The organism is Paucibacter sp. M5-1, from assembly GCF_027498415.2.
Lineage (GTDB): Bacteria > Pseudomonadota > Gammaproteobacteria > Burkholderiales > Burkholderiaceae_C > Roseateles_E.
The window spans coordinates 1358709-1374874 of the sequence record NZ_JAPZLM020000001.1 but is presented as its reverse complement, the minus strand read 5'-3'; the positions used below and the strand labels follow the sequence as shown (position 1 = coordinate 1374874).

Annotated in this window: 11 protein-coding genes; 1 reads left to right on the top strand and 10 read right to left on the bottom strand. The window is 66.3% G+C overall.

The genetic code is table 11. The features are described 5' to 3' along the window. Positions 1-2: 2 nt before the first annotated feature. The 6 genes from O5M90_RS06285 to O5M90_RS06260 all read right to left on the bottom strand — a co-directional run bounded on the left by O5M90_RS06285 (position 3) and on the right by O5M90_RS06260 (position 10355). Positions 3-1229, bottom strand: a complete 1227-nt coding sequence (locus O5M90_RS06285; protein ID WP_269840406.1) for an AGE family epimerase/isomerase — start codon at positions 1227-1229, stop codon at positions 3-5. Continuing rightward, a complete protein-coding gene (locus tag O5M90_RS06280) occupies positions 1226-2629 on the bottom strand; it encodes an acetylxylan esterase (protein ID WP_269840405.1) in 1404 nt (467 codons plus the stop codon). Before O5M90_RS06280 ends, O5M90_RS06285 begins: the two co-directional genes overlap by 4 nt. Continuing rightward, positions 2626-5313 (bottom strand): glycosyl hydrolase-related protein, encoded by a 2688-nt coding sequence (locus O5M90_RS06275; RefSeq protein WP_440401883.1) that lies wholly within the window; start codon positions 5311-5313, stop codon positions 2626-2628. Before O5M90_RS06275 ends, O5M90_RS06280 begins: the two co-directional genes overlap by 4 nt. Then, a complete protein-coding gene (locus O5M90_RS06270) occupies positions 5313-7574 on the bottom strand; it encodes a GH92 family glycosyl hydrolase (RefSeq protein ID WP_269840403.1) in 2262 nt (753 codons plus the stop codon). Before O5M90_RS06270 ends, O5M90_RS06275 begins: the two co-directional genes overlap by 1 nt. A 148-nt stretch (positions 7575-7722) precedes the next feature. Next, positions 7723-9105 carry an MATE family efflux transporter gene (locus tag O5M90_RS06265; RefSeq protein WP_269840402.1) on the bottom strand — a complete coding sequence of 461 codons (1383 nt, stop codon included), beginning with the start codon at positions 9103-9105 and terminating at the stop codon, positions 7723-7725. A gap of 8 nt (positions 9106-9113) precedes the next feature. Further along, positions 9114-10355, bottom strand: a complete 1242-nt coding sequence (locus O5M90_RS06260) for a galactose-1-epimerase (RefSeq protein WP_440401882.1) — start codon at positions 10353-10355, stop codon at positions 9114-9116. A 114-nt stretch (positions 10356-10469) separates the two neighbouring features. Between O5M90_RS06260 and O5M90_RS06255 the strand changes: the two genes are divergently transcribed. Beyond that, positions 10470-11165 carry a substrate-binding periplasmic protein gene (locus tag O5M90_RS06255; protein ID WP_269840399.1) on the top strand — a complete coding sequence of 232 codons (696 nt, stop codon included), beginning with the start codon at positions 10470-10472 and terminating at the stop codon, positions 11163-11165. Between the two features lie 69 nt (positions 11166-11234). Here the strand turns inward: O5M90_RS06255 and O5M90_RS06250 are convergent, their stop codons facing one another. From O5M90_RS06250 to O5M90_RS06235, 4 genes are read right to left on the bottom strand one after another with little or no spacing between them, the layout of a single operon-like run. Beyond that, the gene (locus O5M90_RS06250) at positions 11235-12674 is read right to left on the bottom strand and encodes an aldehyde dehydrogenase family protein (RefSeq protein ID WP_269840398.1); all 1440 of its coding nucleotides are present in this window, start codon (positions 12672-12674) and stop codon (positions 11235-11237) included. A 20-nt stretch (positions 12675-12694) separates the two neighbouring features. After that, positions 12695-14470: an IlvD/Edd family dehydratase gene (locus O5M90_RS06245; protein WP_269840433.1), complete on the bottom strand. Its 1776-nt coding sequence runs from the start codon at positions 14468-14470 to the stop codon at positions 12695-12697. Positions 14471-14472: 2 nt separating this feature from the next. After that, positions 14473-15363, bottom strand: coding sequence for an SMP-30/gluconolactonase/LRE family protein (locus tag O5M90_RS06240; protein ID WP_269840397.1), 891 nt, complete (start codon positions 15361-15363; stop codon positions 14473-14475). After that, entirely contained in the window at positions 15363-16142 is a 780-nt protein-coding gene (locus O5M90_RS06235) for an SDR family NAD(P)-dependent oxidoreductase (protein ID WP_440401881.1), read from the bottom strand. Before O5M90_RS06235 ends, O5M90_RS06240 begins: the two co-directional genes overlap by 1 nt. Between the last annotated feature and the right edge of the window lie 24 nt (positions 16143-16166).

Below are 16166 nucleotides of genomic sequence, written 5' to 3'. Positions count from 1 at the left end.
GTTCAGCGCTTGAGCACGTTGAGCACTTCATAGCAGGCGCCCATCGTGTGGTAATCGGTCTTGCCGGCGGGGCTTTTCTCGTCGGTCAGCTTGGCGTTGCTGGGGCTCAGGATGCGGTACCAGGCGCCGTGCTGGTGGTCGACGAAATGGGTCCAGCTGTAGGCCCAGATCTTGTCGTACCAGGTCCAGTACTGCGCGTCGCCGGTACGCTCAGCCAGCAGGGCGGCGGCGGCTAGGCTTTCGGCCTGCACCCAGAAGTATTTGTCGGCATCGCAGATCTGGAACTTGTCCGCCTCGGGCCCAAAGCCGTAGCAGATGCCGCCATGTTCGGCGTCCCAGGCCTTTTCAAGGGCCACGTCGAAGAACTGTTGCGCCAGCGGCGCCAGCCAGTCCGTCGGGCCGCTCAGGCTTGCCTGGTGCCGCTCCAGGATCAGCAGCAGCTTCGCCCATTCGGTGAGATGGCCGGGCTGGAAGCCCCAGGGGCGGAAAATATTGGTCTTGTCTTCGCGGTTGTAGTCGGGGTCGACCGACCAGTCCTGGCGGTAGTGCTCCCACACCAGCCCACCGTACAGCCCAGCCTGGCGCTGTGTAATGTGACGTGCCAAGGTCTCGGCACGCTGCAGGTAGTCGCGCTCGCCGCTGGCCTCAAACGCAGCGATCAACGCCTCGCAGGCGTGCATATTGGCGTTCTGGCCGCGGTAGGGCGTCAGCACCGACCAGTCCTCGCTGGCCTCGTCTGCATACAGGCCGTGCGCCGGCTCCCAGAAGCGCCGCTCCATCAGCTCGAAGGTCTCGCGCAGGTACTCGCGCGCCTCGGGCACACCGGCCTGAAGCGCATGGGCGTTGGCCAGCAGCACGAAGGCCAGGCCATAGCAGTGGTTGGTGCCGTCCTGCACGGTCTTGCGCCTGTCGCGCCAGTCGAGTTGCCAGGCGTAGCCGCCAGTGACCGGGTTGCGATGCACCTCGCGCAGGAAGGCCAGCCCGTGGCGCACGCGCGCCAGGTCCTCGTCGCGCCCGAACTGGCGGTAAGCCATCGCATAGTTGAAGACAAAGCGTGTGCTGCTGACCAGGTGACGGGTGTGGCGATCGTAGACTGTGCCATCGTCCTTGTAGAAGTGGAAGAAGCCGCCGCTTGGGTCGACACAACGCGTGCCGTAGAAGTCCAGCGTGTGCTGGATGTGCGCGAGCAGGGTGGCACGCAGGCGGAAGTCGGGCAGGGAAGATTTCATGGGGTGTGCGGGGTCAGGCGATGCGTCAGGCCGGCTTGCTGAAGCATCCAGTTGGTGCGAAGGGTGAATTGCACATTTGAGGTGCTGTGCGCCATGTCCGGGGCGATGACCAGGCGCTTGGGCGCGGTGATCTCGTTGTAGGCCGCGTGGAGCGAGGTGGGTGGGGTGACCATGTCGTTAAAGCCCCAGGTGTAGTGACCCGGTACCGTCAGGCGGCGTGCGAAGTTGACGCTGTCGTAATAGCGGCTGGTGGTCAACTTGGGCTCGGCCGGGGTGTCGGACATCCGGCCGCTGGCCGATGTGCGGAACAGTCCTGGCCAGCCACCGGTGCTGCCATGCCAGTAGCCAGACACATCGCTGTACGCCGGAAAGTCGACCGCCACTGCGCTGACCTTGGGGTTCAGCACAGCCGCCACCAGGGACAGCTGCCCGCCCTGGCTGCCGCCGCTCACGATCAGGGTCTTGCCATCCCATTTGGCCTGGTCTGCCAGTACCTCGGTGGCGCGCAGCACGCCGAGGTAGACGCGGCGGTAGTAGTAGGCGTCGCGGTCGTCGAGTTGGTTGCGCTGGTATTCGCTGAGCGCGCCGCGAGCCAGCTGCTCGTAAACCTCGGGTGGCAGGTTCACCGGGATGCCGTGGATGCCGACCTGCAGCGTGATGAAGCCTCTCTCAGCCAACACCAGGTTGCCACGGTAGGGGCGCACGCCGGCGCCCGGCACGTTCAGCAGCGCGGGGAAAGGCCCCGGATGCTCCGCACTGGTGCGGGGCATCGCCAGCACGCCATAGAAGCGGCTGTGCCCCGCCCAGTTTCCGACGTTCTGAAAGCTCAGGTAGAAGGCCTCGACTTTGGCGTTGGACAGCTCCGGCGCCGGCACCAGCTGCAGGTCCAGAGGCACCTTCGCCAGCGCGTCCTTCTGGCGGCTCCAGAATTCATCGAAGTCGGCCGGATCGCTCTGTGTGGCCTTGATGCGCTCAGGTGCAAACCCGGCCGTGGCGAGCGCCGTTAGCGTCCTGCCGTCCAACTGGGCGCTGACAAGGCAGCGCACGAAGCCGGGCACCTTCTGCGCCGCGATGTGCAGGTTCAAGCCCTCGGCCGGCACGATGGCCTCAAGCTCCGCACCTTCACGCATGTCTGGCCCCAGTCGGTACCTGATCGGCACGCCGCCGGCCGGATAGGGACTGAGGTCGAAGGCAATCCGAAAGCTCGCTGGCGCGCCCAGTGGATAAATCCAATTGGCGCGGTCGGGCTTGACAGAAAGGATGGCGCCGGCCTTGTGCATTACCGGCAGTACCAGGTCGGGTAAATTGGGAGACTGCGCGCTCAGGCTGGTCTGCGTCAGGACCAGGCAGAGCGAAAGCAGCGTCTGGCGGGTGAGCCTGCGCACGGAGCTGATGTTCACGGCTTGAGTTGAATCCGATAGGTCTGCAACTGCTGCTTCGCGTAGCGCGTCGGCACACTGCCGTCGGCCGCGAGCGGCACAGGCTCCAGATCGGTTTCGATGTGGGTGCTGCGATGCGCGCCGGCCACAGCGGGGGCGAGGCGCAGCTGGCTGGTGGCCGGGCCGTTCGACATATTCCACAGCCGCGCCACGATGCCATGGTCAATGCCATCTTCGGCCGGCTTGAGCGCCCACAGCAGCACCCTGGGGTCGCTCGCCTGCAGCAGCGAATAGCTGGTCGCTGGGCAGAGATTCTGGCCGTCACTGATCACCGCGCCGGCTTGCAGCGGGTTCTGGTGTTCCAGCGCAAAGCGCATCGCGGCCACCGAGTCATAGCCTCCGTGGGCGCGCAGGGCGAAGCGCTGCAGGAACTGGCTGGCGCCATTCTGATCCTGGATGCCCAGCGACGGTCCATCGACCTGGCCACCGGCCAGTACGTTGATCTGGGGTGTTTCGCTGTCGAGTTTGGCATCAGTGCTGCGGCCGAGCTTGGCGAAGGCCAGGTCCGCATTTGACAGCGTCATGCCATGCCGGCCGTCGCCGGCGGAGATGTCGGCGAAGTGGTTCAGCGTGATGTAGTCATAGCGCGCATGGCTGGTGGCGTAGTCGCCGCCGTCGGACTGCAGCTTGTTGAGGTTGATGCCGCCCACCTCTTCGCTGTGGACTTTGGGCGCCTTCAGATTGAAGCCAAAGGACCAGTGGCGGAGATCACCGAAGTTGCTGTGGATCTCGTTGCGGATGTCGACCCGGTCGCTGTCGCGGTAGACGGTAATCACGGTGCCGTGCGGCAGGCCGGCGTCGCTGCGGGCGCGCAGGCTGACCGACACCGGGCCGACGTTCTCGACCTTCAGCGGCTCTCCCGCTTCACTGTTGGCGGCGAAGTCGTTGAGGGCCAGGCCGTCGATGGTGGCTGCCAGTTCGGCGCCGCCACGCTTCTTGTCGATGAAGCTGATCAGTGCGCCGTCGCGGGCCAGCACCAGTTTGACGGCGGCGTTCTCGATCACGCGGCGGCCATGGGCATCCTCGGGCCCGACCTCGGCGACCGGGGTGGTGGCAGCGCTGCCCGGGCCAGGCAGGATCTCGAACACCTTGTAGCCGGCCGACGGCACGTCAGGAGCGTGGATGCGAACATGGGTACGGCCCAGCAGGTTGACGATCTGGTGGGGCACGTCCTTGCCGGTGCCAATGTCGCGCACATGGATGTCGTGCGGGCCCTTGAGCTGATAGTCAACAAACTCGCTGCGGGTCCAGCCCAGCGGGTTGAGCACGAAGAAGCGGTTGGCGGTCTTGGACGGCCGCGGGATCATGCCGCCCAGGCGCACCATGGCTTCGGCATAGATGGAGTTGACGTAGTAGTCGATATTCGCGGCGAGCTTGTCATGCCAGGCGGCGCGCTGGCCGCGCGTGACCGGGCCGTCGGCCGTCCAGTTGTGCTCCCAGAACAGGCCCAGATCGGTGAAGGCCTCGTCGCGGGCGACCTCATGATTCTTCATGAAGGCGGGATACTTCAGGCTCACCAAGGTCGACAGCAGCTCGGCGCTGCGCAGCTTCTCCACCGCACGCTTGACGCGTGCCGAGGTCTCGGACATCGAGGCCGAGTACAGATCCCATTCATTGCCATGGGTGACGGCCCGCGCCGGCAGGTTGACGCCGTGGGTCTTCTCCATGTCGAGGAAGTAATCGATCTCGTTGGAGACCCGTACCTGGCGCAGGCTGTTGGTGAGGCGGTGCGCGATCGTGTGGAAGTGGTCGATCTGCGGCGATGACGGCACTTTCTGCAAGCCGGGTACGGCTGGAATCTCGGGCGGCGGCGTTACGCCGGTCTTGCGCGCCAGGTCGTCGCCACCGAAGCCAAATAGGCCGATCACTTCATAAGGCTTCTTGGTCAACGGGTCGACATGGCGTCGCGCAAAGCCTGGATCGCTTTCCAGCCACGCCAGCCCCTTTTCCGGATCGCCGGCTTCCCAATAGGTACCCACGGCGTGCGGACCCAGCGAGTACCACTTCATCAGCTGGCGCTGGCCATCATGGCCGGTGTACCAGTAGACGTCGGTGGGCCGGTCGAACAGCACCTTGTTGGAGATGTGGCTGACACAGCCGCAAACGCCGCGGAAGGTGAAGCTTGCGCCGGAACCGGCGAACAGCGAGGCCAGGCCCAGCGGCAGGGTCGCGTTCTCGGTGGCCGTGGCGATGCGAAAGCGCAGGCCGTGGCGCCGCTCCAGCCGGCCGGGGTAGTACATGCCACGCAGCACCGCCTCGACCGGCTGACCGCCATAGGCTGAGACCAGGGTGTTGAGCGGCGAGGTGATCGTGCCGTCCTTGATGCGGCCGATCAGCCGCTCGAACTCTGCCGGTGACTTCAGCCGCTCATAGGTCCAGAGCCAGTAGTTGCCGTCGGTGTTGAAGCGGGCGCGATAGGGCTCGGGCTGGTCGCGGGTCTCATCGGCCAGCTTCATGTGGAAGTCGAGTTGATCGATGAACACCTTCTGGTAGGTATTGGCATCAGCGCTCCACATGAAGTCGGTGTGGTCGTCATTGGCCAGATAGACCCGCTTTGGTGTGACCACAGCCTGGGTCTGGGCCAGGGCGCCGGCTGCGAGCAGCCAGGCGGTGAGGGCGCTGATGCGCAGCATGGTTTGTTTCATTATTGTGTGGGGCTGCTGATGGACGGAGGCGGCCGGTAGGCACCCCAGCCGCCGGGCCGGCTCTGCATCTGCAGATGCAACTCGGCGCCGGCGCTGATGTGCTGGTGGCGCAGCCAGGCCTGGGGCCAGGTCTTGCCATCGAGGCGGGCGGCGCCGACGTATTTGTTGTCGACCGAGGCGGCTGGTGCCTTGATCACCAGCTCGCGGCCGTTGCCGAGCTTGAGTGTGGCCTTGGTGAAGCTAGGGCTGCCGATGTAGTAGTAGTCTTGGCCGGCATTCGGGTAGATGCCCAGCATGGCCCAGATCAGCCAGGCCGAGGTGGTAGCGCTGTCGTCGTTGCCGGGCAGGCCATCGGTCCTGCTGGAGAAATAGCTCAGGGCCTTGCGGCTGTAGTACTGGGTCAGGTCGGGCCGGCCCGCATGGACGAACATGAAGGTCTGCAGCATGCCGGGCTCGTTGTAAGCCTCGTAGTGATGCTCGACCGCCCTGCTCAGCTTGTCGACGAAGGGCCTGTTGCCGCCCAGCAGATTGATCAGGCCCTGCACATCGTGCGGCACATGCCAGCTCCAGGTCCAGGCATGGCCTTCGTAATACTGCGGGCCGGTCTCTTCCTTGACGGGGTCAAAGGGTGTGTGCCAGCTGCCGTCGCGCCGCTTACCGCGCATGAAGCTGACGCTCGGGTCCCAAAGATGGCGATACCAGAGCTGGCGCCGCTCCAGCTCGGCCACGTCGGCGGCGCTGCCGAACTCGCGCGCCAGCGTCAGCACCGAGGCATCGTTGTGGACGTACTCCAGCGTGCGCGACACGCCCTGCACGGCCCGGTAGCTGCTGATGTCGGTCGGCACGTAGCCGTAGCGGCGATAGTCATCGAGGCGGAAGCGCCCATGCTCGGGCCGGTAGTCGGCCTCCGGGTTGTGGTCGACGAAAGCATTCTTGCGGATCGCCTGATAGGCCAGCTTCCAGTCGATGCCGGGCAGCTTCTTGACATAGGCGTCGGCCATGACGACATCAGCGCTGGAGCCGTTTTGCACATGCTCGAAGTGGTAGGCGCTGTGGGCATCACCGGTCCAGCCGTCGAACCTGTAGTAGTTCAGGAGGGTGTTGACGATGTCGGCCTGCACCTTGGGCTGGATCAGGGTCAGCAGCGGGTTGACGGTGCGGAAGGTGTCCCAAAGGCAAAGGATGTTTTCGTAGTAGGGCTGATCGTCGTAGCGCGCGGGGCGCTCGCGGCTCCAGTCGTTGGGGGTCAGGTGCAGCCGGTACAGTGCGGTGTAGAACTGGCGCTGCTGGTCCTCGCTGCCGCCTTCGACGCTGATGGTGTCCAGCGCCGTCTTCCAGACCTCGCGCGCCTGCGCATGGGCTGCGTTGAAGTCCCAGCCGGGGGCTTCTTGCTGGATATAGCTGCGCGCCTGTTCCAGGCTCTGGTAGGACAGGGCCAGCTTGCTGTGAACCACCTGGCCGGCCGTGGTCTTGAAGTTCAGGTAGGCGCCGATCTCCTTGCCATTGACGGCGCCGGATCCGCCCTGCGGCTTGCCGCTGTCGTCCCAGCTGCCGAAGCTCTCGGGCGCGGTGTCGAGCTGGGCGACGAAGTAGACCTTCCAGCTGCGCTTGCTGCTGCGGGCGCCTTGGTAGGTCATGTGCCCCGTGACCTCGCGGCGGGCCGCATCAACGCGCAGCTCGCCGCCAACAGGCTGAGCCGATGACCAGCTTTTCTCGGTGCCGTACAGCACATGGCCGACATTGATCACCACGCGCGACTCGGCGTGGACCGGGAAGGTGTGGCGGTGCAGGGCCACATGGCGGGTGGCGGTCAGGGCGACCTTGACGTCCCAGGGCGCGAGCCGCACCTGGTAGTAGCCCGGGCCGGCTGCCTCTTCGGACTTGCCGCTGGAGACCAGTTGGGACGGCTGGCCGAGATCACCGGTGATCGGCAGCAGCGCGATATGGCCATACAGCGGGCCCCCCATGCCCGAGATATGCTGCTGCGAGAAGCCACGGATCGGCTTGTGAAACTTGTAGCCGGCGGCGCCGCTGCCAGGGCCGGTGTCGGGGCTGACCTGGATGAAACCGAAGGGCAGGCTGACGCCGGGGAAAACATTGCCGTCGCCCGAAGTACCAAGAAAGGGGTCGACCAGGTCGAGCCTGGATTTGTCTGGCGGAGTTGCCCAGGCCGCCGTTGCCAACGTGAGGGTCCCGACCAGGGCGCTGCCGAGGCGGCACAGCGCCAGCCCGAGGCGGTGGGCGGGAGCGTCGTCAGACATCAAGGCGGGTCTCCTGAATCGTTCTTAACAAGGCGTGGCATCAAGACCAGGCCGGGCGCGTTTGGCGGCGGGGCGTCGAGATCCTGCCCTCGGTTCAGGCTGCGGGCAATTGTGAAACCCGCCAAGCGGGATCATGTTTGCTGAGTCCTCAGCCCGGTCGGCCTGACAGCGGCAGCACCGGCAGGCGCATGCGCCGGCGCACACCGCGCGCATGTGGCACCCATCCCAGTCGGAGCCAGCGTCGCCACATTAGGAGGCCACGCAGCCACTCATCGGCAGCGTAGGCCAGCCACAGCCCCACCAGGCCCCAACCCAGCGGCCCGGCCAGCAGCCAGCCGCCGCCTGCCATCACCGCCGGCATCGAGACGGCGCCGACATACATCGGATAGCGGGCATCGCCTGCCGCGCGCAGGCCGTTGATGAGGACCAGATTGAAGGTGCGGCCGGCTTCCACGAGGACCGTGATCCACATCAGCGTCTGGCCGCTGCTGACGATGGCCGGATCGCTGGTGAAGCCGCTCAGCAGCCAGGGGGTGGCCAGGGCCGCCAGCGCTGCCAGCACCACGCTGACGGCCAGCCCTGTCAGCAGGGCCCGGCGCACCAGCTGGTGCGCCGTGTGCAGGCGGCCCGCGCCGACCAGATGCCCCACCATGATCTCCACCGCAAAGCTGATCGACAGGCTGAACATGATCACGACGCCCTGCAACTGCAGCACATAGGCATGGGTGGCCAGGGCCTGGGTGCCCAACTGGGCGGCGACGGCGACTGTGACCATGAAGCACAGCCGGTGCGCGATGTTCTCGGCCGCGCCGGGCAGGCCGATATGCAGGACGTCGGCGAGCTGGCGACGCGGCAGCCGCCACCAGTCGCTGCGCTGCGGCCGCAGCTGCAGCTGCAGGGTCTTGGCCCACAGTGCCAGATGCAAGGCTAGGCCTAGGGCCCGGCTGAGGGCCAGCGCTAGTGCGAAGCCTGGCAGGCCCAGGGCCGGCAGCGGCCCCCAGCCGCGCATCAGCGGGACGGCCAGCAGAAGATGGCACAGATGCATCAGCACCAGCACCAGCAGGGTGTCGCGGGTGCGTAGGTGGGCTCGCATCACTGCCGCCATAGAGGCATTCCACGCATCTAGCAGCAGGGCCGGCGCCATGGCCATCAAGAACGGCGTGGCGATCGGCAACACCTCCGGTGGGCTTTGCATCAGGCGCATCAACGGCCCGGCGAACAGCAGGGACAGCAGCCCGGTGAACAGGCCCAGCCAGCTGCTGGCACCGAGTACGGCGAGGGCCACGCGGTCGGCCTCGTCGCGGCGACCGCCGCCGAGGTTCTGCGTGACCACAACGCTCACGCCGGCGCCGATCACGCGGAAAAGCACAAACAGCGCGGCCGAGATCTGGTTGGCCAGTGAGAACGCACCGCCGGCAGCGTCCGACACCTGGGCGGCCAGCCCGGTGCCCACCAAGCCCAAAGCAATGGCCAGCAACAGCTCGACCATCAAGGGCCAGGCGAGGCCGAACAGACGAGGCGAAGACGACATGGGAGGAATCAGGCGACGAAGAACTGGAAGCGGCTCTGGCTGCGCCAGATCGTGCCGGGGCGCAGGATGCAGTCGGGCCACCGAGGGGGGCGTGGCGCATGGCTGGGGCTGCCCGGATGGAACTGGGGCTCCAGCGCGATACCGGCATAGTCCGGATAGGGCCGGCCGTCGCGGGCGAGAATGCCGGCCAGTCCCTGGCCGGTGAAGACCTGAAGCGCGGGCTGGTCGGTGCTCAGGTGCATGCGCACCCGGCCGTCGTATGAGCTCAGCTCGGCAGCGCAGGCGCCGTCGTTCAGGGCCAAGCTGTGGTCCAGCCCCCCGGCGCAGCGGAGCAGTGGATCCGCAGCGATGGTCTCGAACAGTGACCGACCCTCGCGCAGATCGAAGCCGGTGCCCTCGACCGGTGCGAGCTCTGCGGCGGGCTGCATTTGCCCATCGACCGGCAGCCACTGGTCGGCTGCCACTCTCAGTCGCTGCCGCAAGGCCGAGCCGGTGTCGCCGCCCCGATCGCCATCGAGATTGAAGTAAGCGTGATGGGTCAATCCCACTGGGCAGGGCGCGCTGCAGCGGGCCTCGAAACATATCGTCATGGAAAGGTCGTCGCCGAGTTCGTAGCTGACGTGCGCCTGCAGCTCGCCCGGGTAGCCCTGGTCGCCGTCGGGCGAGACCAGGCTCAGCAGCAGACGTCGTTCCTCGTGAAGCTTTGGCTGCCAGACGCGCCGATCAAAGCTGTCGGGGCCGCCGTGCAACTGATGCGTGCCAACATTGGGCAGCAACTGCACTTCACGCCCGTCCAGCTCAAAGCGGGCATCGCGGATGCGGTTGGTGAAGCGACCAATTGTTGCGCCGAGGTAGTAGGTTTGGCGCTGGTACTCGGCCAGGTCTGCACAGCCCAGCAGCAGCTCACGGCGGCCGCCATCAGGCAATGGCAGTGTGCAGGACAGCCAGGTTGCGCCGTAGTCCATCACTGCGATGCGCAGGCCGGCTGCATTGCTCAGGGAAAAGACCTGGGCCGGTGCGTAGCGGTCAGCAAGGCTTGAAGAATCGGGCGCGAGGTCTTGCACGGAGTCTTCTGGCATGGTGGTGGGTTCGTGCGAACCGACTCGAGCCAAGGGGTGAGAGGACGAGGGCGCTGGCAGCCGGATCGAATCCGGTTCAGGCGGTTCAATATGCGTCCAGTACTCTCGCCGGTCGACGATGCCTGGATTCTCGATTTCGAGCCCGACGCGGGCAATTGCGAGAACCGCCAAGGCGTATTGCGTTAAACGCCGGATCGTCTCGCCGAAGATGATCGGGCGAGGTAGCTCACGCTATCGAACGACGGCGAGTTCGCGCTGCACTCTGGAATGGGTACGATGCCGGTCATGCGTCATCTGCTGCCCCGTGTTGCCCTGACCTGCATGCTGCTGTGGGCCTCTTCGGTTTCGGCACAAGCAGTGCTCAAGGCGGCACTCTTCGAGGTCGCCCCCTATGCCCAACGCGAGGGAGGGGAGTTGCGTGGCTTGTATGTCGACCTGGTGAGAGAGTTGGGTGCCAGCGCCGGCGTTCAGGTCGAGATTGCGCTGATGCCCTTCGCCCGGGTGCCCCATGCCCTTGCTCAAGGCGAGGTCGAACTGACCATCGGTTTTTCTACAGATGCACTCGCAGCCGTGTCCCGTCCGCTGGGGCCTGTGGTGTGGGTTGAATCCTTGGTGGTGATGCGCCCCGGTAGTTCCGCAACGGACTTGCCGCAACTGCAGGGTGCACTGATTGGTCGCGCGCGTGGCGGCTGCCAGGATCTGGCGCAGCGCGTCGACCTGCATTTGCGATTGACCGACGTCAGCAGCTTTGAAAGCGCCTTGCGCATGCTGGCTCTGGGCCGGCTGGATGGCTTGTGCCTGACCCGCGATGTGCTGCATCACTACAGCGCAATGGCAAGCATTGAACGTCATCGTCTCGGTGCCGAGATTCTCGTCGGCCAGCGGCCAGCCATGCTCTATGTCCGCAACGATCTGGCACCGGACATGGTCGCCAAGTTGCGCGTGGCGCTGGCCAAGCGCCGGCCCATCAAGCTCGAATGACCAGCACGACCGAGGCACGGCATACCGCGTAGCGGCCGAGCGCGGCCCTGCAGGTGCTGATGGCGGTGTTCAGGCCTGGGTGTAGGCGGTCTTGACCGTGGTGTAGAACTCGGCTGCGTATTTGCCCTGTTCGCGCGAGCCGTAGCTCGATTCCTTGCGACCGCCGAAGGGCACGTGATAGTCGACCCCGGCGGTGGGCAGGTTGACCATCACCATGCCGGCCTGGGCATGGCGCTTGAAGTGGGTGGCGTGCTTGAGCGAGGTGGTGGCGATGCCGCTGGCCAGGCCGAAGGGCGTGTCATTGGCCAGGGCCAGCGCTTCCTCATAGCTCTTCACGCGCAGCACACTGACCACCGGGCCGAAGATTTCCTCGCGGCTGATGCGCATCTCGGGCCTCGCCTCGGCGAACAGGGCCGGTGTCAGGTAGTAGCCCGGGGCGCCGTCTGCGTTGTGGCTCAGGGCCTCGCCGCCGGCCACGAGCTTGGCGCCTTCGGCCCGGCCGATGGCGATGTAGTCGAGGTCCTGCGCGAGCTGCCGGTCGTCCACGACGGGGCCGATGTCGACGCCCTTGGCCCGGGCATCGCCGACCTTCAGGGTCTTCATCTTCTCGGCCAGCGCTGCGACGAAACGGTCGTGGATGCCGTCGGTGACGATGACCCGCGAGGAGGCGGTGCAGCGCTGGCCGGTCGAGAAGAAGCCGCTGTTCAGCGCGGCTCCGACGGCGATGTCCAGATCAGCATCGTCGAGCACGACGAAGGGGTTTTTGCCACCCATCTCGAGCTGGAACTTGGCCAGCCGCGCCACGCAGGCAGCGGCCACCTTCTGGCCGGTGCCGACCGATCCGGTGAAGCTGATCGCATCCACCCGCTTGTCGTCGAGCAGCACTGCGCCGACCTCGGCGCCGCGACCCATTACCAGATTGAACACCCCCTTGGGCAGACCGGCGCGCTGCAGGATGTCGGCCAGATGCCAGGCCGAGGCCGGCACCAGATCGGCCGGCTTCAGTACCACCGTGTTGCCGAAGGCCAGCGCAGGGGCCAGCTTCCAGGCCGGAATGGCGATGGGAAAGTTCCAGGGCGTGATCAGGCCGATGACGCCTAGCGCTTCGCGCGTGACCTCGACGCCGACTCCGGGCCGCACCGAGGGAATCACATCGCCGCCGACCCTCAGGGCCTCGCCGGCGAAGAACTTGAAGATGTTGCCGGCGCGGGTGACCTCGCCAATAGCCTCAGGCAAGGTCTTGCCTTCCTCACGGGCCAGCAGATCGCCGAGTTCGGCGCGGCGCGCCAGGATCTCGGCGCCGGCCGCGTCCAGCACATCGAAGCGCTGCTGCGGCGTGCTCAGCGACCAGGCCGGGAAGGCTGCGCGTGCAGCGGCCACGGCCTCGCGGGCCTGGTCTGCGTCTGCTTGAGCGAACTCGCCGACGAGGTCGCGCGTGTCCGATGGGTTGATGTTTCGAGAGACGCGTGCACCTTCCAGCCACTCGCCGTTGATGAGGTTCTTGTACATTGGTATGCGCTGTTGTCAGCTCAGTGGTTGTGGCGCGGCATCTTCTCGGCGATGCTGCGGTAGGGTACGGCCAGCTCCATGCAGGCCCCCGTCTCGAGTTGGCCGACCGTGGCTCGGTAGAGCTCCTGCCAGGGGGTCTGGCTGGCCGGGACCGGCGGTGCGGGCTCGCTGCGGCGCAGGGCCAGGTCTTGCTCGCCGACCAGCATGTCGCAGCGGCCGGCATTGAGGTCCACGCGAATGATGTCGCCGGTGCGCAGCAGTGCGAGGCCACCACCGACCGCGCTTTCGGGCGAGGCGTTGAGGATGGACGGGCTGTCCGAGGTGCCCGACTGGCGGCCATCGCCGAGCGTGGGCAGGCTCATGATGCCGCGCTTGAGCAGGGCGTCGGGCGGCTGCATATTGACCACCTCGGCCGAGCCGGGCCAGCCTACCGGGCCCGCGCCGCGTATCACCAGCATGCAGCGCTCGTCGATGGCCAGGGCCGGGTCGTTGATGCGGGCGTGGTAATCGTTGGAACCGTCGAACACAATGGCGCGGCTCTCGAAGATGTTCTCGCGGCCTGGCTCGCTGAGGTAGCGGGCGCGGAACTCGGGCGAGATCACGCTGGTCTTCATGATGGCGAAGTCGAACAGATTGCCCGACAGCACAAAGAAGCCGGCGTTCTCCTTCAAGGGCGCAGCGAAGGGGTAGATGACCTCGCGGTCAGTGGTCTCGCAGCCCTGCAGATTGGCGGCCATGCTCTGGCCCGTCACCGTCTTGCGCTCCGCGCTCAGCAGGCCGACCTGCTGCAGTTCCCACATCACTGCCGGTACGCCGCCGGCGCGGTGGAAGCGCTCGCCGAGGAACTTGCCGGCGGGTTGCATGTTCAGCAGCAGTGGCACCTTGTGGCCGTAGTCCATCCAGTCGCTGGACTTCAGCTCCACACCGGCATGGCGCGCCATCGCCATGATGTGGGGCTGGGCATTGGTGGAGCCGCCGATGGCCGCGTTGACGACGATGGCGTCGAGGAAGGCCTCGCGCGTCAGGATCTGCGAGGGCCGCAGATCCTCATGGGCCATCTCGACGATGCGCCTGCCGGTGCGGTAGGCCATCTGCCCGCGCTCGCGGTAGGGCGCAGGGATGGCGGAGCAGCCGGTCAGCGACATGCCCAGCGCCTCGGCGATCGCGTTCATCGTCGAGGCCGTGCCCATGGTGTTGCAGTGGCCGGCGGAGGGCGCCGAGGCGGCGGCGATCTGCAGGAACTTCTCATTGTCTATTTTGCCCTCGGCCAGCAGGCGCCGACCCTTCCAGACCGCAGCACCGGAGCCCGCCAGCTCGCCCTCGAACCAACCGTCCAGCATCGGTCCGCCTGAGAGCACGATGGCCGGGATGTCGACGGCCGCCGCAGCCATCAGCTGCGCCGGCGTGGTCTTGTCGCAGCCGGTGGTCAGCACCACCGCGTCGATCGGATAGCCGTGCAGGATCTCGATCAGGCCCAGATACGCGAGGTTGCGGTCGATGGCGGCGGTGGGGCGGCGGCAGTTCTCGAAGATCGGATGCAAGGGGAATTCCATCGCGATGCCGCCGACATCTCGGATGCCTTCGCGCACCCGCTGGGCCAGCTCCAGATGGATGCGGTTGCAGGGGCTGATGTCGCTGCCGCTTTGGGCGATGCCGATGATGGGCTTGCCCGAGCGCAGCTCTTCCGGCGTGATGCCATAGTTCATGAAGCGCTCCAGGTAGAGCGCGGTCATGTCGATGTGCTCGGGGTTGTCGAACCAGTCTTGCGAGCGGAAGCGGCGAGGCTTGCTGTTCAGGGTCACGAACTGAATCCTTGGCTGATGGGGTGAGCCGGCAGGCCCGGCGTGTTCACGCGGAAGCTGAACAGCCCGCCGGCCAGGGGCTGGGCTACCCGCTCGGCGGGGCTCAGACCTTTCCAGGCGGTGGTCACGAAGGCAGTGTGCAGATCGGTGCCGCCGAAGGCCAGCTTGGTGATGTTGGCGCAGGGCATGGCTACCGTCTGCACCAGGCGACCCTTGGGCGTGTAGCGTTCGATGCGGTGGCCGGCGAACAGGCAGATCCACAGATGCCCTTCGGCGTCCACGGTCGTGCCGTCGGGGTAACCGTTCTCCAGCGTGATCAGTAGCCGCTTGTTGGACAGCGTGCCGGTGGGCGAGAGGTCGAAGGCGTAGACCTTTTGCGCCAGCGTGTCGGTGTGATAGAGGTGGCGGCCGTCCGGGCTCTGGGCAGGCCCGTTGGTGATCACGTAGCCGCAGTCCTCGGCCCGCAGCTTGCCGTCGGCGCCGACACGGTAGAGCGAGCCGCTGGGCTCGATCTCGGCGTTGTCCATGGTGCCAAACCACAGCCGGCCTTGCGCGTCGACATTGGCATCGTTGAGCCGGTTGCCCGGCTGGTGGGCATCCACCGCGATCAGCGCTTTGAAGTCGCCACTGCCAGGGCTGAAGCGGTAGAGCCCGTCCTGCAGACCGGCCACGAAATCACCATCGGCCAGCGGCTGGACAAAGCCGATGGCCGACGGCGCAGCCCAGGACTGCTGGCCCGTGCCATCGGCGGCGCAGCGGTGAATCTGACGGCCCTTGATGTCAACAAAGTACAGCGCGGCGTCGGCCGGGGATTGGGCTTGACGCCAGACCGGTCCTTCGCCGAGTTCGGCGCCCAGTGGCCACAGGCATTCCGGCGAGGTCGACATCAGGCGCCGTACCAGCCGGCATCGACAAAGTACTCACGGCCGGTGCAGCGCGCGGCATTGTCGGAGGCCAGGAACAAGACCAGGGCCGCGACGTCCTCGGGCTCCACGCGCTGCTTCAGGCATTGGCCGCCGACGATCTTGGCCTCTTCTTCAGGCGTGTGCCACAGCATGGTCTGGCGCGGCGTGCGCACCGCGCCGGGAATTACGCTGTTGACGCGGATGTTGTGCGGCCCGAGATCGCGGGCCATGCCGCGGGTCAGGCCTTCGATGGCGGCCTTGGCCGTCATGTACAGGGCCAGATCGGGCAGGGCGCGGTGCCAGGAGATCGACCCCATGTTCAGGATCACGCCGCAGCCGGCCGCCTTCATGCCCGGCAGCACGGCCTGGGCGCAAAAGAACTGGTGGCGCAGGTTGACGGCGATGCTGTCGTCCCACTGCTTGGCCGAGATGGCCTCGATGGCATGGCGGGTGTCGTTGGCCGCGTTGTTGATCAGGATGTCGACAGGCCCACTGCGCTGTTCGATTTGCGCCAGGGTCTGGGCCAGCGCGTCGAGGTCGGTCAGGTCGCAGTGGACAAAGCGCGGCGGATGCGTGGCCGTACTCAGGCGTTCTTGCAGGGTCAGTGCGGCTTCGTCGGAAATGTCAAGAAAACTGACCTCGGCGCTCTGGCCCGCGAAGGCCTCGACCAGGGTGGAGCCGATGCCGGTGCCGCCTCCGGTGATCAGCACGCGCTTGTTCGCCAGGCTGGGATAGAGGGCGTAGGAAAAAGGTGTCGGCATGGTGGCTGCGGGGGTGTCGTGAAG

Coding starts and splice junctions, on each gene's coding strand:
- O5M90_RS06285 (WP_269840406.1), bottom strand. CDS start 1,229: ATGAAATCTTCCCTGCCCGACTTCCGCCTGCGTGCCACCCTGCTCGCG.
- O5M90_RS06275 (WP_440401883.1), bottom strand. CDS start 5,313: ATGAAACAAACCATGCTGCGCATCAGCGCCCTCACCGCCTGGCTGCTC.
- O5M90_RS06270 (WP_269840403.1), bottom strand. CDS start 7,574: ATGTCTGACGACGCTCCCGCCCACCGCCTCGGGCTGGCGCTGTGCCGC.
- O5M90_RS06265 (WP_269840402.1), bottom strand. CDS start 9,105: ATGTCGTCTTCGCCTCGTCTGTTCGGCCTCGCCTGGCCCTTGATGGTC.
- O5M90_RS06255 (WP_269840399.1), top strand. CDS start 10,470: ATGCGTCATCTGCTGCCCCGTGTTGCCCTGACCTGCATGCTGCTGTGG.
- O5M90_RS06250 (WP_269840398.1), bottom strand. CDS start 12,674: ATGTACAAGAACCTCATCAACGGCGAGTGGCTGGAAGGTGCACGCGTC.
- O5M90_RS06240 (WP_269840397.1), bottom strand. CDS start 15,363: ATGTCGACCTCGCCGGAATGCCTGTGGCCACTGGGCGCCGAACTCGGC.
- O5M90_RS06235 (WP_440401881.1), bottom strand. CDS start 16,142: ATGCCGACACCTTTTTCCTACGCCCTCTATCCCAGCCTGGCGAACAAG.